General features: G+C 64.7%; 18 protein-coding genes. 11 read left to right on the top strand and 7 right to left on the bottom strand.

The genetic code is table 11. From position 1 onward, the window contains the following. The first annotated feature begins 74 nt into the window (after nucleotides 1-74). The 11 genes from LPA37_RS08835 to LPA37_RS08785 all read left to right on the top strand — a co-directional run bounded on the left by LPA37_RS08835 (nucleotide 75) and on the right by LPA37_RS08785 (nucleotide 12,791). Nucleotides 75-1,214, top strand: a complete 1,140-nt coding sequence (locus LPA37_RS08835) for an acyl-CoA dehydrogenase family protein (RefSeq protein ID WP_229012318.1) — start codon at nucleotides 75-77, stop codon at nucleotides 1,212-1,214. 25 nt (nucleotides 1,215-1,239) lie between these two features. Continuing rightward, nucleotides 1,240-2,427, top strand: a complete 1,188-nt coding sequence (locus LPA37_RS08830; RefSeq protein ID WP_229012317.1) for a lipid-transfer protein — start codon at nucleotides 1,240-1,242, stop codon at nucleotides 2,425-2,427. Between the two features lie 72 nt (nucleotides 2,428-2,499). Further along, the gene (locus LPA37_RS08825) at nucleotides 2,500-3,435 is read left to right on the top strand and encodes an SDR family oxidoreductase (protein ID WP_229012316.1); all 936 of its coding nucleotides are present in this window, start codon (nucleotides 2,500-2,502) and stop codon (nucleotides 3,433-3,435) included. 36 nt (nucleotides 3,436-3,471) lie between these two features. Further along, nucleotides 3,472-5,040, top strand: coding sequence for an acyl-CoA synthetase (locus LPA37_RS08820; protein WP_229012315.1), 1,569 nt, complete (start codon nucleotides 3,472-3,474; stop codon nucleotides 5,038-5,040). Between the two features lie 43 nt (nucleotides 5,041-5,083). Next, nucleotides 5,084-6,241, top strand: coding sequence for an acyl-CoA dehydrogenase family protein (locus LPA37_RS08815; protein ID WP_229012314.1), 1,158 nt, complete (start codon nucleotides 5,084-5,086; stop codon nucleotides 6,239-6,241). A 26-nt stretch (nucleotides 6,242-6,267) separates the two neighbouring features. Further along, nucleotides 6,268-7,269, top strand: coding sequence for an acyl-CoA dehydrogenase family protein (locus tag LPA37_RS08810; protein WP_229012313.1), 1,002 nt, complete (start codon nucleotides 6,268-6,270; stop codon nucleotides 7,267-7,269). Between the two features lie 60 nt (nucleotides 7,270-7,329). Continuing rightward, on the top strand, nucleotides 7,330-8,124 hold the full coding sequence (locus tag LPA37_RS08805) for a crotonase/enoyl-CoA hydratase family protein (RefSeq protein WP_229012312.1): 795 nt from the start codon (nucleotides 7,330-7,332) through the stop codon (nucleotides 8,122-8,124). 63 nt (nucleotides 8,125-8,187) lie between these two features. After that, nucleotides 8,188-9,744, top strand: a complete 1,557-nt coding sequence (locus LPA37_RS08800; RefSeq protein WP_229012311.1) for an acyl-CoA synthetase — start codon at nucleotides 8,188-8,190, stop codon at nucleotides 9,742-9,744. Between the two features lie 143 nt (nucleotides 9,745-9,887). Further along, nucleotides 9,888-11,048, top strand: a complete 1,161-nt coding sequence (locus LPA37_RS08795) for a CaiB/BaiF CoA transferase family protein (RefSeq protein WP_229012310.1) — start codon at nucleotides 9,888-9,890, stop codon at nucleotides 11,046-11,048. Nucleotides 11,049-11,086: 38 nt separating this feature from the next. Then, complete coding sequence (locus LPA37_RS08790; RefSeq protein ID WP_229012309.1) at nucleotides 11,087-11,836, top strand: electron transfer flavoprotein subunit beta/FixA family protein; 750 nt, start codon at nucleotides 11,087-11,089, stop codon at nucleotides 11,834-11,836. Between the two features lie 10 nt (nucleotides 11,837-11,846). Then, nucleotides 11,847-12,791, top strand: coding sequence for an electron transfer flavoprotein subunit alpha/FixB family protein (locus tag LPA37_RS08785; protein ID WP_229012308.1), 945 nt, complete (start codon nucleotides 11,847-11,849; stop codon nucleotides 12,789-12,791). Between the two features lie 284 nt (nucleotides 12,792-13,075). On the opposite strand, the gene LPA37_RS08780 is transcribed toward LPA37_RS08785, so the two are convergent. The 7 genes from LPA37_RS08780 to LPA37_RS08750 all read right to left on the bottom strand — a co-directional run. Continuing rightward, nucleotides 13,076-13,900 (bottom strand): SDR family NAD(P)-dependent oxidoreductase, encoded by an 825-nt coding sequence (locus LPA37_RS08780; RefSeq protein WP_229012307.1) that lies wholly within the window; start codon nucleotides 13,898-13,900, stop codon nucleotides 13,076-13,078. 26 nt (nucleotides 13,901-13,926) lie between these two features. After that, nucleotides 13,927-14,343 carry a MaoC family dehydratase gene (locus tag LPA37_RS08775; RefSeq protein WP_229012306.1) on the bottom strand — a complete coding sequence of 139 codons (417 nt, stop codon included), beginning with the start codon at nucleotides 14,341-14,343 and terminating at the stop codon, nucleotides 13,927-13,929. A 12-nt stretch (nucleotides 14,344-14,355) separates the two neighbouring features. Further along, entirely contained in the window at nucleotides 14,356-14,796 is a 441-nt protein-coding gene (locus LPA37_RS08770; RefSeq protein WP_229012305.1) for a MaoC family dehydratase N-terminal domain-containing protein, read from the bottom strand. A 27-nt stretch (nucleotides 14,797-14,823) separates the two neighbouring features. Further along, nucleotides 14,824-16,008 (bottom strand): lipid-transfer protein, encoded by a 1,185-nt coding sequence (locus tag LPA37_RS08765; protein WP_229012304.1) that lies wholly within the window; start codon nucleotides 16,006-16,008, stop codon nucleotides 14,824-14,826. Nucleotides 16,009-16,038: 30 nt separating this feature from the next. Beyond that, nucleotides 16,039-17,178 carry an acyl-CoA dehydrogenase family protein gene (locus LPA37_RS08760; RefSeq protein WP_229012303.1) on the bottom strand — a complete coding sequence of 380 codons (1,140 nt, stop codon included), beginning with the start codon at nucleotides 17,176-17,178 and terminating at the stop codon, nucleotides 16,039-16,041. Between the two features lie 45 nt (nucleotides 17,179-17,223). Beyond that, a complete protein-coding gene (locus LPA37_RS08755) occupies nucleotides 17,224-19,101 on the bottom strand; it encodes a feruloyl-CoA synthase (RefSeq protein ID WP_229012302.1) in 1,878 nt (625 codons plus the stop codon). A 218-nt stretch (nucleotides 19,102-19,319) separates the two neighbouring features. Then, on the bottom strand, nucleotides 19,320-20,025 hold a 706-nt coding region (locus LPA37_RS08750), incomplete at its 5' end, for a helix-turn-helix domain-containing protein (protein ID WP_229012301.1).

Genomic DNA, 20,025 nt, shown 5'->3' with positions numbered 1-20,025 from the left:
ATGGATTCATTGAAGCAGCGGACCGATGAACCCGGTATGCGCTGCCAACTCAATCAATCGACGAGGAGCGTGCGGTGGAAGTCAAGCGTAATGTCTATCGCGAGGATCACGAGATGCTGCGCGAAACCGCGCGGCGTTTCTTTGAACGCGAGTGCCTGCCGCGTCAGGCACAGTGGGACGAAGCCGGCTGCGTCGATCGCGAGACCTGGCTTAAGGCCGGCCGGGAAGGTCTGCTGTGCGTGACCGTGCCGGAAGAATACGGCGGTGGCGGCGGCGATTTCGGCCATTCGGCGATCGTCGCGGAAGAGTTGCACCGTGCGGGCGTGTCGGGTTTCAGCTATTCCGTGCACTCCGATATCACCGCGCCCTACATCGTGCGGCTCGGCACGGAAGAACAGAAACGCAACTGGCTGCCGCCGGTCTGCCGCGGCGAGAAGATCCTCGCGATCGCGATGACCGAACCCGGCACCGGCTCGGATCTGAAGTCGATTCGCACCACTGCGGTACGTGATGGCGACGACTACGTCATCAACGGCAGCAAGACCTTCATCTCGAACGGCCTGAACTGCGACATGGTGGTGGTGGTCTGCAAGACGGACCCGTCTGCTGGCGCGAAAGGCGTGAGCCTCATCATGGTCGAAACCGACCGCGCGGGCTTTCGCCGTGGCCGCAAGCTTGAGAAAGTGGGCCAGGCTGCGGCGGATACCGCCGAACTTTTCTTCGACAACGTGCGCGTGCCCGCGACCAACCTGATCGGCAATGAGAACGGCGGCTTTATCCATCTGATGGAAGAGCTGCCTCAGGAGCGCCTGATCATCGCGGTGTATTGCGCAGCGAAGCTCGAACGGCAACTCGAACTGACGCTGCAATACGTGAAGGATCGCCACGCGTTCAATCAGACGGTATGGGATTTCCAGAACACAAAGTTCAAGCTGGCCGATGTGAAGGCGCAGGCCGTCGCGGTCCGCACGCTGGTCGACTACTACATCCGCGAGCATATGGAGCGCAGGCTCACGCTGCAGGAAGCGGCCATCGCCAAGCTGTTCGCGACCGAAGCGATGTGGAAGTGCATCGACGAAATGGTCCAGCTGCATGGTGGCTACGGCTACATGCTGGAGTATCCGGTTGCCCGCGCTTTTGCCGACATGCGCGTGACGCGCATCTTCGGCGGGACCAGCGAGGTGCTGCGGGACCTCATCTCGCGCAAGCTGTAAGTCTTCTACCTTTTGAGGAAGCATCATGAGCGAAAAAGTACTGGTGGCGGGCGTCGGGATGATCCAGTTCGCCAAGCCGGGCGCGAGCCAGAGCTACACCGAAATGGGCGCCGAGGCGACCCGTCGTGCGCTGGCCGATGCCGGTATCGCCTACGACCTCGTGCAGCAGGCATTCGCCGGCTACGTCTACGGGGATTCCACCTGCGGTCAGACCGCGCTGTACGAAGTGGGCATGACGGGCATTCCGATCGTCAACGTCAACAACAACTGCTCGACGGGATCGACCGCGCTCTATCTCGCGCGCCAGGCGATCGCCACCGGCGATGCCGACTGCGTGCTGGCCGTCGGCTTCGAACAGATGCAGGCCGGCGCACTGAAGTCGCACTGGGACGATCGCCCCGTGACGCGTGCGCGTTTCGTGCCGATCATGCACGGCCTGACCGCTGACCTCGCGCATCTTCCGCAGGCGCTTCGCACGTTCGGCGGCGCCGGCCGCGAGCATATGCAGCGCTACGGCACACGCATGGAAACATTCGCCGCAGTGCGTGCGAAGGCGAGCCTCCACGCGGCCAACAACCCGCTGGCCCTGTTTCGCAGGCAGGTGACGACCGAGGACGTCATGAACGACACGGTGCTGATACCCGGTGTGATGACGCGCCTGATGGCCTGCCCGCCCACCTGCGGTGGCGCTGCCGCGATCCTCGTCTCGGAGCGGTTCGCGAAGAAGCATGGCTTGCGCACGGATGTGCAGATCGTTGCGCAGTCCCTCACCACCGATCCACCGGCTTCGTTCGATCCGCCGTCGATGCTCAATTACGTCGGCACGCACATGACACGCTCGGCCGCGAACAACGTCTACGAGAAAGCGGGCATCGGGCCGGAAGATATCGACGTGTGCGAACTGCACGACTGTTTCGCGCACAACGAAGTCATCTGCTACGAAGCGCTTGGCTTCTGTCCCGAAGGCGGCGCTGAGAAGTTCGTCAACGACGGCGACAACACATACGGCGGGAAGGTGGTGGTCAATCCGTCGGGCGGCCTGCTTTCCAAGGGACATCCGTTGGGCGCCACGGGTCTTGCGCAGTGTTACGAGTTGACCCACCAGTTGCGCGGTACCGCGGACCAGCGTCAGGTGCAGGGCGCGAAGCTTGCGCTCCAGCACAATCTCGGTCTGGGTGGCGCATGCGTGGTCACGTTATACGGCAAGCACTGATCGTAGACACCGAACAGAGTCTACGCGGTGCTTCGCGCAGACATACACAGCAAACTGGACAGAGGATCTCTCATGCAGCAGCTTTGCAGGAATCGCGTGGTTGTCGTCACCGGCGCCGGACGGGGCCTCGGACGCGAATACGCGCTGGAATTCGCCCGTCAGGGCGCGCAAGTGGTCGTCAACGATCTCGGCGGCAAGGGTGACGGTTCAGGTTCGGCGAGCGGTCCCGCGCTCGACGTGGTCGCGGAAATCCAGGCACTCGGCGGTGAAGCCGTTGCGAACTTCGACGATGTGGCCGACTGGAACGGCGCAAGGAACATGATCGACACCGCCATCTCCGTGTTCGGCGGACTTGATGTGCTGGTCAACAACGCCGGCATCCTGCGCGACCGCACACTCGCCAACATGAGCGAGGAAGACTGGGACTCGGTGATTCGCGTGCACATGCGCGGTACGTTCGCGCCGTCACGCCACGCCGCCGCATACTGGCGCGATGAGGCCAGGGCCGGTCGCGCGCGGGTGGCACGACTCATCAATACGAGCTCGTCGTCGGGGCTGTATTGCAACCCGGGCCAGGCCAACTATGGTGCGGCCAAGGCAGGCATCGCGGCCATGTCGGTGATTGCGGCGCGCGAACTGGAGCGCTACGGCGTGACCGTGAACGCAATCTATCCGACCGCGATGAGCCGCCTGACCGAAGACATCTTCGCGACACGGCGCGAAGAATTCACGGCCGGCGCCCCCGCGGGATTCGATCCGCTGGACGCCGGTAACGTCGCGCCGCTGGTGGCATGGCTTGGCAGCACTGCATCCAGCGGCGTCACCGGCCGCGTATTCGGCGTCCGTGGCGGCCGCATCACGGTGGCCGAAGGCTGGAGTGCCGGTCCGCGCATCGAAAAGGACGGCCGCTGGAACGCAACTGAACTCGGCACGCTGATACCGGGCCTGGTGCAGCAGGCAGCGCCGAATGCGTTGACCTCCGGCGAGATACCGGCGACGGTGGCCTGAGCACTTGAAGCTGTCTCGCCTCAGAGGAGAGCGTGCATGAGCGGAACCCCGAAGTACCTCGGCGACCATGCGGAACTGACACCCGATAAACCTGCCGCGATCAACAGTACGAGCGGCGAGATCCTGACCTACAGGGAACTCGACGATCGTTCGAATCGCTTCGCGCAGTGTCTGTACGCAGCCGGCCTGCGGCGCGGCGATCACATCGCGATGGTGCTCGAGAACAACATGCGCTGCTTCGAGGTGTGCTGGGCCGCGCTGCGTTCGGGTCTCGTGATCACGCCAGTCAACCGGTTTATGACGGCAGCGGAAGCGGCCGGCATCATCGAGGACAGCAACGCGCAAGTGGTGATCAGTTCGCATGCGATGCGCGAGCTCGCGGCGGAACTGACGAGCACGATGCCGACGTGCCGCATGCGACTGATGATGGACGACACCATTGCCGGCTGGGACAGCTACGAGGCGCTCACACATCGCTATCCCGCGAAGCGTCTTGCCGACGAATGGCTGGGCGCGACGATGATCTACAGCTCGGGCACCACCGGCCGGCCGAAGGGCATCATCCGCGCGCAGCCTCAGGGACGGGTGACGGAAGGCTCGGGCTCCGCGCGTCGTCCGCAGTTCGCGCGTTATGGTTTCGACGCGCACACCGTGTATCTGTCGCCCGCGCCGCTTTATCACACCGCGCCGCTCGGCTACGGACTCGAGACGCAGTTCGGTGGCGGCACCGTGGTCTTCATGGAGAAGTTCGAACCGCTCGATGCACTGCGGGCAATCGAACGCTATCGCGTCACGCATAGCCAGTGGGTGCCGACCATGCTGATCCGCCTGCTCAAGCTCGATCCGGCAGTGCGCAACGCGTTCGACCTGTCGAGCCATCGGGTGGCCATCCATGCAGCCGCGCCGTGCCCGCAGGAGATCAAGCGGCAAATGATCGACTGGTGGGGGCCGATCATCGAGGAGTATTACTCGTCGACCGAAGGCAACGGCGTGACCACCCTCAACACCGAAGAGTGGCTGGCGCATCCCGGTTCAGTGGGCCGCGCGCTGCTCGGCATCATTCACATCTGCGACGACGAAGGCAATGAGTTGCCGGTGGGCGAGAGCGGACTCGTCTATTTCGAGCGGGACCAGTTGCCGTTTCACTATCACAACGATCCGGACAAGACGCGTGCCGCACAGCATTCACGCCACCCGGCATGGACCGCTGTCGGCGACATCGGCCGCGTGGACAGCGACGGCTATCTGTATCTGACCGATCGCAAGGCGTTCATGATCATCTCGGGCGGCGTCAACATCTATCCGCAGGCGATCGAAGATGCGCTTGCCGTGCATCCGGACGTGCATGACGCGGCGGTGATCGGCGTGCCCGACGCCGAGATGGGCGAGCAGGTCAAGGCGATTGTCGAACCGGCGCCGGGCGTGGCGCCATCGGAGGCGCTCGCGGAACGGCTGCTGGATTACCTGCGCACGCGGGTCGCCCGCTACATGGTGCCGCGCTCGATCGACTTCATCGATGCGATGCCGCGACTGCCTACCGGCAAGCTCTACAAGCAGGCGCTGCGCGAGCGGTACGGCGTACCGGCGACGCGTTCGCCCGTATAGCCGGTAGCGGTTGCGCCTGCTGCAAAAGAAACTGGAGTGAGACGTGAACAATCTGCTGGATGCTTTTCACCTGACATCGCTGCCCGCCGAGGCAGAAGTCTTTCGCGCGGAAGTGAAGCATTTTCTCGATGAGCACCTGCCGGCGGCGCCGGCCGACGTGCGTGCCCGATCCTGGATGGGCTTCGACGCGGGCTTCAGCCGACGCCTCGCGGCGCGCGGCTGGATCGGATTGACGCTGCCGCGCAGCTACGGCGGCGCGGGCATGGATGCGTTCCGTCGCTTTGTACTGGTGGAGGAATTGCTGGCGGCAGGCGCGCCGGTGGCGGCGCACTGGATCGCCGACCGTCAGAGCGGTCCACTGATTCTGCGCTACGGCACGCAGGCACAGAAGGACTTCTACCTGCCGCGAATCTGCGCGGCAAGCGCGTTTTTCTGTATCGGCATGAGCGAGCCCGACTCGGGTTCCGACCTCGCGAGCGTGCGTACGCGCGCGGTGCGTTGCGAGGGCGGCTGGCGTCTGACGGGACGCAAGATCTGGACGACCAACGCGCAGCACTGCCAGTACATGATCGCGCTCGTGCGTTCGTCGGGCGCACCGGAGGATCGACAGAAAGGCTTGTCGCAATTCATCGTCGATCTTTCGCTGCCCGGTGTGAACGTGCGACCGATCACGGACCTCACTGGTGATGCCCACTTCTCCGAAGTCATCTTCGACGACGTGTTCCTCGCGGACGATACGTTGATCGGCGAAGAGGGCGGCGGCTGGCAGCAGGTGACGGCCGAACTCGCCTTCGAGCGAAGCGGCCCCGAAAGGCTTTACTCGAGCGTCGTGCTGCTCGATTACTGGCGCGACCATCTGCGCCGCCACGGTGCGAACGATGCCGAAACGGCCCTGCTCGGCAGCTTCGCGACGCAACTGTCCACGTTGCGCTGCCTGTCGATCGCGGTGACGGCGAGGCTCGCGCGCGGCGAGAGTCCGATCGTCGAAGCGGCGCTGGTCAAGGACATCGGCACCGAGTTCGAGCAGGCGATTCCCGCGCAGCTGGAAGCCGCGATCAGCGCGGATCCCGGAAAGGCGATCGATCCCGGGCTCTACCGCACAGTGGCTTACCTCAGCCAGATTTCGCCGACCTTCTCGCTGCGCGGCGGCACGCGCGAAGTGCTGCGCGGGATGATCGCGCGTGGCCTCGGTTTGCGCTAACCCATCCGGATCAGGAAGAAACCTGCATGTTTACCGAAGCCATCGAAGCCATCCTGCGCGACCACGTCACGCCCGAAGCCATTCGCGCGATCGAGAAAGGCGGCGCTCCGTCGCTGGTCTGGAATGCGCTGGAAGAAGCCGGATTTCTGGCGCTTCTGACACCGGAAAGTGCGGGCGGCGCGGGGCTGTCGCTGCCGGCGATCGCACCCGTTTTCACCGCCCTTGGGCGCTATGCGATGCCGGTGCCGTTCGCGCAGAGTATCGCGGCGCGCGCGCTGCTGCGTGACACGGATGGCGCGGTGCCGGCCGGCATGACGACGCTTGCCGGCACCTGTCGCCGCCATCAGGACGGCGCACTGGAAGCATCTCACGTGCCGTTCGGCATGCGGTGTGATCACGTGCTGGCGAATGTCGATGGCGAGCTCGTTCTGCTCGATGCAGGCGCGGCCGAACGCACGGCCTGCGGCGTGCACGGTAGCGCCTCCGGCATGCTCAGCTGGCGTCCCGCCGCCGTTCCCGCATCGCTTGCGGCGAACGGCGAAGCGGTGCTGCTGTTCAGCGCGGCGATTCATGCGGCCGCTATCGCCGGCGCTATGGATCGCGTATTCGGCATGACGCTGCAGTACTGCAACGATCGATCGCAGTTCGGCAAATCGATCGGCAAATTCCAGGCTGTGCAACATCAGTTGAGCGTGATGGCCCAGCATGTGGCGGCAGCCGGCATTGCGTCCGAACTGGCGTTCTCCGGCGAGGGCATCGTACCTGGAGGGCTTGCGACAGCGATCGCCAAGGCGCGCACCAGCATGGCGGTGCCGCTTGTCGCGTCGACGGCGCATGCGTTGCATGGCGCGATAGGTGTCACCGCCGAATACGATCTCCAGCTTTATACGCGCAGGCTGCATGAATGGCGCATGGCAGACGGCTCGGAGGCGTTCTGGAACCGCATGGTGGGGAACGCGGTCCTCACGCAGCAGCACACCACGATCGCGGACTTCGCACGAACCGCCCCATATGACGCGGCTGCGTGAGCGGTCGACGGACCCATCGGCAGCAGCCCTTTAAAGCAGTAGAGACGATCTGGACATCCTATGAGCGCATTTCTGAAGTACGAACAGGACAGGCACATCGTCACGCTGACGATGAACGAACCGGACCGGCGCAATCCGCTCACCGGCAACACGGCGGTCGAGGAGTTCCTGGCGGCGATCGGACGGATCGAAGCCGATTGCCAGGTGCGGGCCGTGATCCTGACCGGCGCCGGCACCGCGTTCTCGTCGGGCGGCAATATCCGCGACATGGAGCGGCATGCATCCGGGAGTGTGCCCGGAATGGAGGTTCGTCAGGACTACCGGCGTGGCATACAGCAATTGCCGCTGGCGTTGTTCAATCTGGAGGTACCGGTCATCGCCGCCGTCAACGGCGCGGCGATAGGCGCGGGGCTTGATCTCGCCTGCATGTGTGATATCCGCATTGCCTCCGAATCGGCAAAATTCGCCGAGAGTTTCGTCAAGCTGGGCATCATTCCGGGTGACGGCGGTGCGTGGCTGCTGCCGCGCATCATCGGCCTGTCGAGGGCGGCGGAGCTGACTTTCACCGGTCAGACGATCGATGCACGGCAGGCGCTCGAATGGAATCTGGTCTCCCGCGTCGTGCCGCCCGACGCGCTGCTCGCGACCGCGCAGGCCCTCGCGCGCTCGATCGCCGCCAATCCGCCCCACGCGGTACGGCTTGCGAAGCGGCTCCTGCGCGAAGGCATGCATTGCCGTCTGGATACGCTGCTGGAAATGTCAGCGGCTTATCAGACGCTCTCGCATCAGACAGCCGATCATCGCGAAGCCGTCGCCGCATTCATCGAGAAACGACCGCCGTCGTTCAATGGATAAGGCCGTGCCGATCGTCCGGTGCGCGGTTCCCCTGAATGCGCGCACACAGCAAAGGAGACAGGCATGTATCTGACTCAGGGCCTGCATCGCTCATTGCAGCAGAACCCGGACCGGGTGGCGATTTCGTTCAGGGGGCGTCGACAGACGTTTCGCGCATTCGCGGATCGTGTGGCGCGCCTTGCTGCCGCGTTGCGCGGTCTCGGCATGGCGGACGGTGACCGGGTCGGCATGCTCGCGCTCAATTCGGATCGCTACCTCGAATACGTGATGGGTGTGTGGTGGGGAGGCGGCGTCCTGAACCCGGTCAACGTGCGCTGGAGCGCGGCGGAAATCGCGTATTCACTGGACGATTGCGACACGCGCATCCTGATCGTCGACGACAATTTCATCGGGATCGCACGGGAGGCTTGCGCGCTCACGCGGATCGCGCCGGTCCTCGTTCATGCCGGCGACGGCGCGGCGGCGCCTGGCATGCTCTCGTTCGACGCGCTGATTGCGGCGGTGTTGCCCGTGGAGGATGCCGGTCGCGGTGGCGCGGATCTCGCGTGCATCATGTACACCGGTGGCACGACCGGTTTTCCGAAAGGCGTGATGCAAACGCATCTGAACATCTGGTCGTCGTCGATCATGCGGATCGCCGAGTCCGCGCCATTACCCGATACCGCCGTGCTTCACGCGGCACCGTTCTTTCACGTAGCGGGACTCGGACGCGCGCTCGTGCAGTTCATTGCCGGCGAGGCGCATGTGGTCATCCCCGCTTTCGACGCGGGCGATGTATTGAAGGCAATCGGCGAAGAACGCGTCAGCGAAACGCTCCTCGTGCCGACCATGCTCCAGGCGATGCTCAATCATCCCGACTTCGCACGCACCGACCTGACCAGCCTGAAACGCCTCACATACGGTGCGTCGCCGATCCCGGAGTCGCTGCTGGACCGTGTGATCGAATGCCTGCCCGGTGTCGGGCTCGCGCATTCGTATGGCATGACCGAGGCGTGCCCGAGCATCTCGGCTAACTCGCCTTCCAGCCACGATGAAGCGGGACGAAAGAGCGGGCTGTATCGCTCGATCGGGCGCGGCTTGCCGGGGCTGATGGTGAAAGTGGTCGATGCCGACGGCAACGAGGTGCCGCGCGGCACGGTCGGTGAGATCGTCGTGCGCGGGCCGAACGTCATGGCAGGCTACTGGAAGAAGCCTGAGGAAACCGCGCAGGCGCTCCGCGACGGGTGGCTCCATACCGGCGATGGCGCGTACATGGATGCCCAGGGTTATCTCTACATCGTGGACCGCATCAAGGACATGATCGTCAGCGGCGGCGAGAACGTGTATTCCGCCGAAGTGGAGAGCGTGATCGTTCGCCATCCCGCGGTCGCCGCGTGCGCGGTGATCGGGATTCCGCACGAAAAGTGGGGCGAAGCCGTGCATGCGGTCGTCGTGTGCAAGCCCGGCGCGACGCTCGGCGAAGACGACGTCCGCGAACACTGCCGGCATCACATCGCCGGCTACAAGTGCCCGAAGACTGTCGAGTTTCGCGAGCAACTGCCGTTGTCGGCTGCCGGCAAGGTTCTGAAACGCGAAATCCGCGCGCCGTACTGGTCAGACAGGACACGCGCCGTCAACTAAACGTTTGGCCACCCGGCCGGGGTGGTCCGGTTTTCCTCGCATTCTGGCTTACTTCCATTCAGGGCAATTCCAGTCGAAAGACGATTGCCGATGAACAGCGACGGCCGCGCATGCGGTCAGGAAAAACAGAAAATGGAGGGACGATGGGTGTATTGAGCGGTATTCGCGTGCTGGAATTCGAGGCCATCGGACCGGGTCCGTTCGGCGCCATGTTGCTCGCCGACATGGGCGCGGACGTATTGCGTATCGACCGGCCGCTGCCACCCCAGGACCTGGGCCCGAAGACGAATGGCAAGCGTGCGGACGTCACGGGGCGTGGCCGCCGGTCGGTCACGCTCGACCTGAAGCAGCCGCAGGCGGTCGAGGCGGCACTGGATCTGATGTCGCGCGCCGACGTCGTGATCGAGGGTTTTCGTCCCGGCACGATGGAACGTCTGGGTCTAGGACCGCAGGCGGCGCTCGCGCGCAATCCGCATCTCGTGTATGGCCGCATGACCGGCTGGGGCCAGACGGGTCCGCTCGCGGAGCGGGCCGGCCACGATCTGAACTACATCGCGCTGTCAGGCGTGCTGTCGGGCATCGGCCGCGCCGACGGGCCGCCCGTGCCGCCGCTGAACCTCGTGGGCGACTACGGCGGTGGGGGCATGCTGCTGGCGCTGGGGGTGGTGGCGGCGCTCTTCAACGTCCAGCGCGGCGGGGAAGGTCAGGTCGTCGATGCCGCGATGATCGAGGGCGCGGCACAACTGGGGTCTGTGATCTGGGGACTGCTCGCCTCGGGTAACTGGCGCGAAGAGCGCGCCAGCAACCTGCTGGACGGCGGGACGCCCTGGTACGACAGCTATCGCACGAAAGACGGCAAATACATGGCGGTCGGCGCGGTCGAGTCGCGCTTCTATGCGGAACTGCTGGCGAAGCTCGGCCTCGCGGATGCGGGCCTGCCGGCACAGCATGACCGCAATGGCTGGCCGGTGCTGCGCGAGCGCTTTGCAGCGGCATTTCTCACGCGTACGCGCGATGAATGGTGCGCGGTTTTCGAAGGTAGCGACGCGTGCGTCGCGCCCGTACTGAGTTTCTCGGAAGCACCGGCGCATCCGCAGCACCGCGCCCGCGGCAGCTTTGTCGAGGTGGCGGGCGTGGTTCAGCCTGCGCCTGCGCCGCGTTTTTCCGCGACGCCTTCGACGATCGCAAAGCCCGCGCCGCAACGCGGCGAACGTGGCCTCGCCGCCTTGCGCGACTGGGGCTTCGACGAAGCTGCTGTCGAACGCATGCGCGAACATGGCCTGGGTTATCAGCCAGAGGCGTAAGCGTCATCAGGAAAGAAAGCTGGCAAAGGAGGCAACAGATGAAAGTATTGGTCGCGGTCAAACGCGTGGTGGACTTCAACGTGAAGGTCCACGTCAAGTCGGACGGTTCGGGCATCGAGCTGGCGAACGTCAAGATGAGCATCAATCCCTTCGACGAAATCGCCGTCGAGGAAGCTGTGCGCCTGAAGGAAAAAGGCGTGGTGAGCGAAGTGATCGCGGTGTCGTGCGGCACGAACGCCAGCCAGGAGACCTTGCGCACCGCAATGGCGATCGGCGCGGATCGCGGCATTCTGGTCGAGACCAATGCCGAGCTGCAACCGCTCGCCGTCGCGAAACTGCTGAAAGCGCTGGTCGACAGGGAACAACCGCAACTGATGATTCTCGGCAAGCAGGCCATCGATAACGACTGTAACCAGACCGGCCAGATGCTGGCCGCGCTCGCGGGGTTTGCACAGGCGACGTTCGCGAGCAGGGTGGAACTGTCGGGCGGGTGCGCGACCGTCACACGCGAAATCGACGGAGGACTTGAGACGCTGCGGCTCAAGCTGCCCGCGGTGGTCACGAGCGATCTGCGGCTGAACGAGCCGCGCTATGCGACGCTGCCCAACATCATGAAGGCGAAGAAGAAGCCGCTGGACGTCGTCACGCCCGGGCAACTGGGCGTCGATGTCGCACCGCGCCTGAAGGCGCTCAGCACGGTCGAGCCAGCCGGGCGCAGCGCGGGCGTGAAGGTGCCCGACGTCGCGGCGCTGGTCGCGAAGCTCAGGAACGAAGCCAAAGTCATCTAAAGGAATCGATATGACTGCATCCAGTCAAGTGCTCGTCGTGGCCGAACATGACCACGTTTCGATCAGATCCGCCACTCTGAATACCGTAGCGGCCGCGCTGCAATGTGGCGTGGAGGCTCACGTGCTCGTGGCCGGTCATCAGGCTGCCGGCGCCGCCAGCGCTGCGGCTGCCATTCCGGGCGTGGCCCGCGTGCTGCACGTGGACGCGCCGCACCTCGCGGACGGTCTCGCAGAAAACATCGCGGCTCAGGTCGTCGCGCTTGCCGCGGGTTACGGGCATATTCTCTTTCCCGCCACCAGCGCGGGCAAGAACGTGGCGCCGCGTGTAGCGGCGCTGCTCGATGTGGCGCAGGTTTCCGAAATCGTGCGGGTGGTGAGTCCGGATACGTTCGAGCGTCCGGTCTACGCGGGCAATGCGCTGGTGACCGTGCAAAGCAGCGATCCGGTGAAGGTACTCACCGTGCGCGTGACGGGATTCGATGCCGTGCTGGCCGAAGGTGGCGCGGCGCGGATCGACGCGGTGGAGGCGGTAGCGGACAGCGGCCTTTCCGCGTTCGTCGAGCGCGTGGTGGCGAAAAGCGACCGGCCGGAACTCGCGGATGCGCAGATCGTCGTGAGCGGCGGCCGCGCACTCGGCAGCAGCGAGAAATTCGCCGAAGTCCTGACGCCGCTCGCCGACAAACTCGGCGCGGCGCTCGGCGCGAGCCGCGCGGCGGTCGACGCGGGATTCGCGCCGAACGACTGGCAGGTCGGCCAGACGGGCAAGATCGTCGCGCCGCAACTGTATGTGGCGTGCGGCATCTCGGGCGCCATTCAGCATCTGGCCGGGATGAAGGATTCGAAGGTGATCGTCGCGATCAACAAGGACCCGGAAGCGCCGATTTTCAGCATCGCGGATTACGGCCTGGAAGCCGATCTGTTCGAAGCGGTGCCGCAACTGGTCAGCGCGATCTGAGCGGTTTCAACGCAGGCATACGAAAGAGGGGTCATCGCTGCATCGCGCGGCGATGACCCCTTCGCATTGCCACGACGCCAGCGAATACCCGTTCGTCCCGTCATCGCGAAGTTCGCACTGAACTTCGCCACGCCCGATCAGATCGTTCAGGCACGCGCGGCTCATCTGCGGCATATCCTCTTCGCCGGCCTTGCACGCTCAAGTCCGGGAAAAGCAGACGCTGGCATGCGTCAGGACGCATGCCAGCGAAAACAGCATCCCGGCGGACAACCGGGGATCAAAAGTTACTGCAGGTTGCCGGCAACCGCGATGGTCTGCCCGGTGATGTAGTTCGACTCGGGCGAGCAGAACAGGTAGACGCCGCCTGCCGCTTCTTCAGGCGTGCCGCCGCGTCCGAGCGGGTTGCGCTGGGCGTGCGACCTGAGTGCCTCGGGATTGACGCCCACGCGAATATCGCGTCCTTCGATTTTCACGGTCGCGCCGGCATGGGCGTCGGCCGTCGTCATGCGCGTATGGATCAGACCGAACGCCACGCAGTTGACGTTGACGTTAAAGCGTCCCCATTCGCGGGAGAGCGCACGTGTCATGCCGATCACGCCGGCCTTGGCCGACGAGTAGTTCATCTGTCCGGCGTTACCGTTGAGCGCGGACGTCGACGAGATGTTGACGATCTTGCGGTATACCTCGCGGCCGGCTTCCCTGTCGGCCGCGTGGAGCGCCTTCACGTGCGGATAGGCGGCGCGCAGGATGCGGAACGGCGCGGTCATATGGCAGTCGATGATCGCGTACCACTGCTCGTCGGTCATCTTCTGGATCACGTCATCCCACGTGTACCCCGCATTGTTGACGATGATGTCGATGCCCTTGAACGTGTTCATCGCCGTGCCGATGAAGCGGTCGGCAAAGTCGGGTGCACCTACGTTGCCCACGCAGGCCACGGCTTGCGTGCCCATCTTCTTCAAAACCTCGACCGTTTCGTGCGCCGGTTCGGCGTCGAGGTCGTTGATCACGAGGCGTGCGCCCTCGCTCGCCAGTTTCTCGGCGATCGCGCGGCCGATGCCGCGACCCGAACCGGTGATGAGTGCCACCTTGCCGTCAAGCTTTCCCATGTTTTCGTCTCCTTGTCTGATGCAGATTACAAGGCGATCACGGCGTCGCCGAGGACGCGTGGTTCGCCATATTGATTGGCCGTCTGGATCTCCACTTTCACGCGGCGTTCGCCATCGGCCTCGAACTTGTCGACGACCCGGCCACTGCACGTAATCCGGTGTCCAAGATGCGTGATGCCGACAAAGCGCACGCCGAACTGCCGCAACTGCCGCTGGTCGACCCAGCAGTTCAGCAAACGCCCGAGGTACGCCATCGAAAGCATGCCGTGAGCGAATACGTCGGGCATGCCGCTGCGGCGCGCGAAGTCAAGGTCGATGTGGACCGCGTTGTGATCGCCCGAAGCGCCGGCAAAGAGCGCCAGCGTCGTGCGGTCGATGGGCGCGAGCGTCAGCGGCGGCAGCGTGTCGCCGACCTTGACGGCATCGAAGCTCAAGGTGCTCATTTCTGTTTCCTCTCAGCCGTTGCGGTGTACGAGCACGCTGCGCAGATCGGCCACATGCTCGTCTTTCTGGTTGGTCACGCGTGTTTCGCGCACCACGAAATCGAGTGCGCCGCCCTTCTTGTCGTAGATGTCGGCGATACGGCATTCGAAGAGCAGGACGTCGCCGGCGTAAGCCATCCGGTGATAGGTGAACGACTGTTCACCGTGCAGGATGCGCGCGACCTGGATGCCGATCTCGTCGCGCCACCTTTTGTCTGGCTGCTCCAGTTCCAGTGAAAAAAGGAACGTCGGCGGCAGCGGCAGATCAGGATGGCCCGCATCGCGGGCGGCTGATTCGTCGAAGTAAACCGGATTGGTTTCGCCGGTCGCTTTCGCGAAGAACCGCAAGCGGCCCGCTTCGGCCACCGTGCGAAACGCGGGGATGACCTTGCCGATGTGTTTTTTATCGATCATGTCGAACACTCCGTCGGAAGCGGCGCATTACGCTGCCTTGTACACGGTCGTGACGCACGCGCCGCCGAGCCCGAGGTTGTGCGCGAGCGCGACCTTCGCGCCTTCGACCTGACGTTGATCGGCGGTGCCGCGCAGCTGATGGGTCAGTTCGTAGCATTGCGCAAGACCGGTCGCGCCGAGCGGATGGCCCTTCGACAGCAGACCGCCCGACGGATTGACCACCCATTTGCCGCCATACGTGTTGTCGCCGTCGTTGACGAGTTTTTCCGCTTCGCCTTCGCCGCACAGACCGAGACCTTCGTAGGTCAGCAGTTCGTTTTGCGCGAAGCAGTCGTGCAGCTCGATCACGTCGATATCTTCCGGACCGACGCCAGCCTGCTCATACGCGAGCGCGGCGCCGGCGCGCGTCATGTCGAAGCCGACCACGCGGATCATGTCGCGCGAGTCGTACGTGCTCGGCTGGTCGGTGGTCAGGGACTGGCCGGCGATCAGCACATCGGTACGCAAGCCACGCCTGCGCGCGAATTCTTCCGAGACCACGATTGCGGCAGCCGCGCCGCAGGTCGGCGGGCAGGCCATCAGACGCGTGAGCACGCCTTCCCAGATCATCGGCGAAGCCAGCACTTCTTCCGGCGTCACGACGGTGCGGAACACCGCCAGCGGATTGCGCGCTGCATGCTGGCTCGCCTTCGCGCGAATCTTCGCGAAGGTTTCGAGCTTCGTGCCGTACTTCTGCATGTGAGCCCGGCCAGCGCCGCTGAACTGGCGAATCGCGCCCGGCAGATCGGTGCGCTCGACCAGTTCATTGACCAGATTCAGCGCACGTTCGAGCGCCGGCGCACGATCGCTCCATTTCGACGACAGTGCGCCCGGCTGCATGAATTCGAAGCCGACCGCGAGCGCGCAGTCGACCGCGCCGCTTTGCACAGCCTGACGCGCGAGGAACAGCGCCGACGAACCCGTCGCGCAGTTGTTGTTCACGTTGATGACGGGAATGCCGGTCATACCCACGTGGTAAAGCGCTTTCTGGCCGCAGGTCGAATCGCCGTACACATAGCCGGCGTAGGCCTGCTGCACGTCCGCGTAATCGATCCCGGCATCGGCCAGTGCCTGGCGCACGGCGCCCGCGCCCATCACGTCGTAGGGATCGCTGGTGCCGGGCTTTTTGAACGGAATCATGCCGACGCCGGCTACGAAGACATTACGAGTCATATCATTGCTCCTTGTGATGGAATGTTCGGATTACAGCTTGCGGGAGATGAGGTCGCGCATGACCTCGCTCGTGCCGCCGTAAATACGGTTGACGCGCGCATCAGCGAACGCCCGGGCTACCGGATACTCCAGCATGTAGCCGTAACCGCCGTGCAGCTGCACCATGTCGTCGAGCGCCTTGCCGAGCGATTCGGTGGCGAACAGCTTGGCGATGGCCGCTTCTTCCAGCGTGAGACGCCGGCGCACGTGCTCGGCGAGGTAGTGATCGACCAGCACACGCACGGCGGTCGCCTGCGCCTTGATGTCGGCCAGCTTGAACTTCGTGTTCTGGAAGTCCCACACGGTCTGGTTGAATGCCCGGCGGTCCTTGACGTAGTTGATCGTGTGCTCGAGACAGGCTTCGAGCTTCGCCGCCGCGCCGATCGCGATCGAGAGCCGCTCCTGCGGCAGTTCGCCCATCAGGTAAGCGAAGCCCTTGCCCTCTTCACCCAGACGGTTGCCGACGGGCACCCGTACGTTGTCGAAGAACAGTTCGGCCGTGTCCTGCGAATGCATGCCGATCTTGTCGAGCTTGCGGCCGCGGCGGAATCCCTCGCGGGTCGCCTCGACGACGATCAGACTCACGCCTTTTGAGCCCGCGCTGGGATCGGTCTTGCAGACGAGGATGATCAGGTCGGCGTTCAGGCCGTTGCTGATGAAGGTCTTGCTGCCGTTGACGACATACTCGTCGCCGTCGCGCAGGGCAGTGGTCCGTATCGCCTTCAGATCGCTGCCCGTGCCGGGTTCGGTCATGCCGATCGCGAGAATGGATTCGCCGGTGCATGTTTTCGGCAGCCATTTCTGCTTCTGCTCTTCATTGCCGATGCGCGCGATATACGGGGCGATGATGTCCGAGTGCACGCCAAAGCCGAGACCGCTCAGACCGGCGCGATTCACTTCCTCGTTGAGGATTGCCGCGTGTCCGAAGTCGCCGCCACCGCCTCGGTACTCCGTCGGCAGCGTAAGACACAGCAGACCCTCGCGGCCTGCCTTGAGCCAGGTTTCGCGGTCGACCCGGCCAGCCTTGTCCCACTCGGCCTGTTTCGGCGTGCACTCGCGTTCGAGGAAGCGACGCACCGTGGTGCGCAGCATTTCATGATCGTCACGAAAAACGGTACGGGTAATTTGCATCACTAAATTCCTGATGGTGAGTGCCACGTAAGTCCGTGGATGGCGTTATCGCGTGCAGGCGATATGCGCTGCGGGTTCGGTGTGGTAAAGCTGCTCGATCAGATGCGCGCGGCGCGCGCGGGTCACGGCCTGGTTCACGTAGCCCTTTTCGGCGATCTCGTTGGCATCGATCGAAGGTGGCTCGGCCATCAGCATCAGGCGCTCGATCGTCCGGCTGGCGCCGCCGCCTTCCTGGCTGGCAAGACGTTCGCGCAGCGCGGCGACGACGACCGGATGCCCGGCGAGCGCAGCCGCATCGAGTTCGGCGAGTTCGGGCGCGAGACGCCGGCAGGCGGCCACGTTCGGCCATGCGAGCGCGGCGAGAAATTCGTGGTCGTGACCGCAGATCACGGCATCGGAGACAAGGGGCGCGCACAGGTCGAGCAGGCCGAGCCGCACGGCGCCGGTCCGCACCCAGGTACCATTCGTCAGCTTGAAGTCCTCGACCACCCGCCCGGCGAAGAGAAGGCCATCGCCTGGGTCTTCGGGATTCGCGAGACGCACCGCATCACCCAGCCGGAAGTAACCCTCTTCATCGAAAGCGGCGGCGGTAAGCGCGGGATTGCCGATGTAGCCGGCAAACACGTTCGCGCCGCGCATGCGGATTTCGTAGCGGCCGTCGCCGCCTTCGAGCGGCAGCAGCTTCACTTCCGAGCCGGGCACCGGGCCGCCGATGTTGCCGAGATCCGGGGCAGGCCAGCCGCAGTAGGTACCCATGCCGCTCGTCTCGGTGCAGGCGAGGCCGGTCGAGAAGACGATGCGCTTGCCGATGGTTTCGACCGCGACGCGCTGGATGCGATGCCACACGTCCGTCGGCAGACTTGCGCCGCCGTATCCGAAGTACTGCACGCTGGCAAAGAGGCTCCGGGCCAGCACGGGGTCGCGCTCGAGTTCACCCGCCAGCACGGCCCATGCGGAAGGGACGCTGGTGAAGATCGTCGGTGAGACTTCGCGCAGGTTGCGCACGGTGCGCTCGATCAGGCCGGGCAGCGGCCGGCCGTCGTCGATATGGTGGGTCGCGCCGAACTGGATCGAGCGCCCGATGTTGAGGACGCCGCCAAGGCCGTGATGCCATGGCAACCAGTCGAGAAACACCGGCTGGGATTCGCCCAGCCAGCCGAGATTGTCGGCATAGTAAGCGGCGACCGCCTTGAAGTTGCTGTAGGTGAGCGGCACGCCTTTCGGCGTTCCGGTCGAGCCGGATGTGAAGAGGATGCGGGCGGTGTCGTCGCGGCGAATGGCCGCGTGTGCGGCAGCAACCGCCGCGCTGCGCGCCGGCGTCATGTCGGCGGTAATCAGGTCGGTCCATGCGCGTTGCGAGCTTTCGACATTGCGTACGGCGATGACCGGCACCACCAGTTCGGGAAGCGCGAGCGCGCGTTCGAACTGTTTCGCGTCCTGGACGAACACGGCCCCGGGCGGCACCAGTTCGAGCACGCCTTTCAGACGGGCGAAGTTCCTGCTAAGCGTGGAATAGGCCGGAGATACCGGTGCGGCAGGAATGCCGACGTACTCGGCCGCAAGCAGCAGCACCGCCTGTTCGATCGAATTGCCCGAGAGCAGCACGAGCGGGCGCTGCCGGCCGAGGCCCATTTCCAGCAACCCGGCCGCAGCCGTCTGCACCTGGTGCCAGAGTTCGTGCCAACTGATCGAGCGCCACGCGCCGTTTTTATCGCGTTCACGGAATGCCGGCGTGTCGCCGCGGCGCCCGGCCCACCCGGGTATGAAATCCGCGAAGCTGTTCTGCGCGATGTCGGGGGGCGGACTGGCGGAACTGAGCATCAGCGTGCCATCGGCGCGGCGTTCGACGCGCGGGCGCCGTTCCGGAAAGCGTACGGGACGGTAAGGGGCTGCTGTGTATTCACTCGCCATGAGCGTAGTCATTACGCCTGTCTCCTGAGCTTCAGTGCGCGAAATGGCGCACCAGCGTTTGTTTTGTGGGGCGTGCGTGCCGTCAACGGCTACGCGTGACCCCTTGAGTTACAGGATAGTGGGTCGGAGGCGGGAGTGGACCACCCAAGGTGGGTAGCGGGCAGGAGCCGAACCGGAACGGCGGGCGCGCGGGTGGCGCGGGTGGCCGACCTGGCAGTGACGCAGGCGCGTCAGCCGGCCTCGTCGCTGCCAGCGGCCGGTGAGCCCAGTTCGAGGTCGCGCACGCGCGCGACTGCTTCGTCACGGCTCGTCACGCCGAGCTTGCCGTAGATGTTCTTGAGGTGCCATTTGACGGTTTCCGGCGAGATGCCGAGCGTACGGGCGATTTTCTTGTTCGGCAACGCCTGCGCAAGCAGGCCGACAACCCGCGTTTCGCGCTCGCTGAGCGTCTCGGCGCCAGTGGCGGGCGCGCTCCTGCTGCCGGGTTGTACCGCAGGCTCCGCGACGCTGGCGACAGTGGCGTTCTGCGCAGCCTGCAGCCGGTTGACATAGAAGGACAGAACCGGATCGTGCGCTTCGCCCTGCACCACTTCGGTAATGAGATCCAGCGCACCGGGATCGGCGTCGAGCAGACTGCGTACCAGACCGAGCCGGTGGCCCCGGCGCAACGTGGAGAGCACCGCCTGACGCGCGGCGTCGGGCCGGCCGCGCCGCGCATCGACAACGGCGGCCTGCATCTGGAAATGCGCCACGTGTCGCTGCCAGCCACGCGTTTCGCAGAATGGAATCAGCGCCTGAAGCCGGCTCGCGGCGCCGTCGAAATCCTCGTGGGCGATACACCAGTTGACATGCGAGCGTTCCGCCATCGCGTGGGTTTCCGCGACGGTGCCCGACGATGTAGCGGCCTCGCGCGCCTCGACATGATCGCGGCGCGCG

Source organism: Paraburkholderia gardini (assembly GCF_907164545.1).
GTDB classification, from domain to species: Bacteria; Pseudomonadota; Gammaproteobacteria; order Burkholderiales; family Burkholderiaceae; genus Paraburkholderia; species Paraburkholderia gardini.
Note: the sequence above shows the minus strand (reverse complement) of the source record. Positions and strands in the feature narration are given on the sequence as shown.

Bases quoted from the DNA above. Each gene is read 5' to 3' on its own strand.
- LPA37_RS08830 (WP_229012317.1), top strand. From the start codon at position 1,240: ATGAGCGAAAAAGTACTGGTGGCGGGCGTCGGGATGATCCAGTTCGCC.
- LPA37_RS08825 (WP_229012316.1), top strand. From the start codon at position 2,500: ATGCAGCAGCTTTGCAGGAATCGCGTGGTTGTCGTCACCGGCGCCGGA.
- LPA37_RS08820 (WP_229012315.1), top strand. From the start codon at position 3,472: ATGAGCGGAACCCCGAAGTACCTCGGCGACCATGCGGAACTGACACCC.
- LPA37_RS08810 (WP_229012313.1), top strand. From the start codon at position 6,268: ATGTTTACCGAAGCCATCGAAGCCATCCTGCGCGACCACGTCACGCCC.
- LPA37_RS08805 (WP_229012312.1), top strand. From the start codon at position 7,330: ATGAGCGCATTTCTGAAGTACGAACAGGACAGGCACATCGTCACGCTG.
- LPA37_RS08800 (WP_229012311.1), top strand. From the start codon at position 8,188: ATGTATCTGACTCAGGGCCTGCATCGCTCATTGCAGCAGAACCCGGAC.
- LPA37_RS08795 (WP_229012310.1), top strand. From the start codon at position 9,888: ATGGGTGTATTGAGCGGTATTCGCGTGCTGGAATTCGAGGCCATCGGA.
- LPA37_RS08790 (WP_229012309.1), top strand. From the start codon at position 11,087: ATGAAAGTATTGGTCGCGGTCAAACGCGTGGTGGACTTCAACGTGAAG.
- LPA37_RS08785 (WP_229012308.1), top strand. From the start codon at position 11,847: ATGACTGCATCCAGTCAAGTGCTCGTCGTGGCCGAACATGACCACGTT.
- LPA37_RS08780 (WP_229012307.1), bottom strand. From the start codon at position 13,900: ATGGGAAAGCTTGACGGCAAGGTGGCACTCATCACCGGTTCGGGTCGC.
- LPA37_RS08775 (WP_229012306.1), bottom strand. From the start codon at position 14,343: ATGAGCACCTTGAGCTTCGATGCCGTCAAGGTCGGCGACACGCTGCCG.
- LPA37_RS08770 (WP_229012305.1), bottom strand. From the start codon at position 14,796: ATGATCGATAAAAAACACATCGGCAAGGTCATCCCCGCGTTTCGCACG.
- LPA37_RS08765 (WP_229012304.1), bottom strand. From the start codon at position 16,008: ATGACTCGTAATGTCTTCGTAGCCGGCGTCGGCATGATTCCGTTCAAA.
- LPA37_RS08760 (WP_229012303.1), bottom strand. From the start codon at position 17,178: ATGCAAATTACCCGTACCGTTTTTCGTGACGATCATGAAATGCTGCGC.
- LPA37_RS08755 (WP_229012302.1), bottom strand. From the start codon at position 19,101: ATGACTACGCTCATGGCGAGTGAATACACAGCAGCCCCTTACCGTCCC.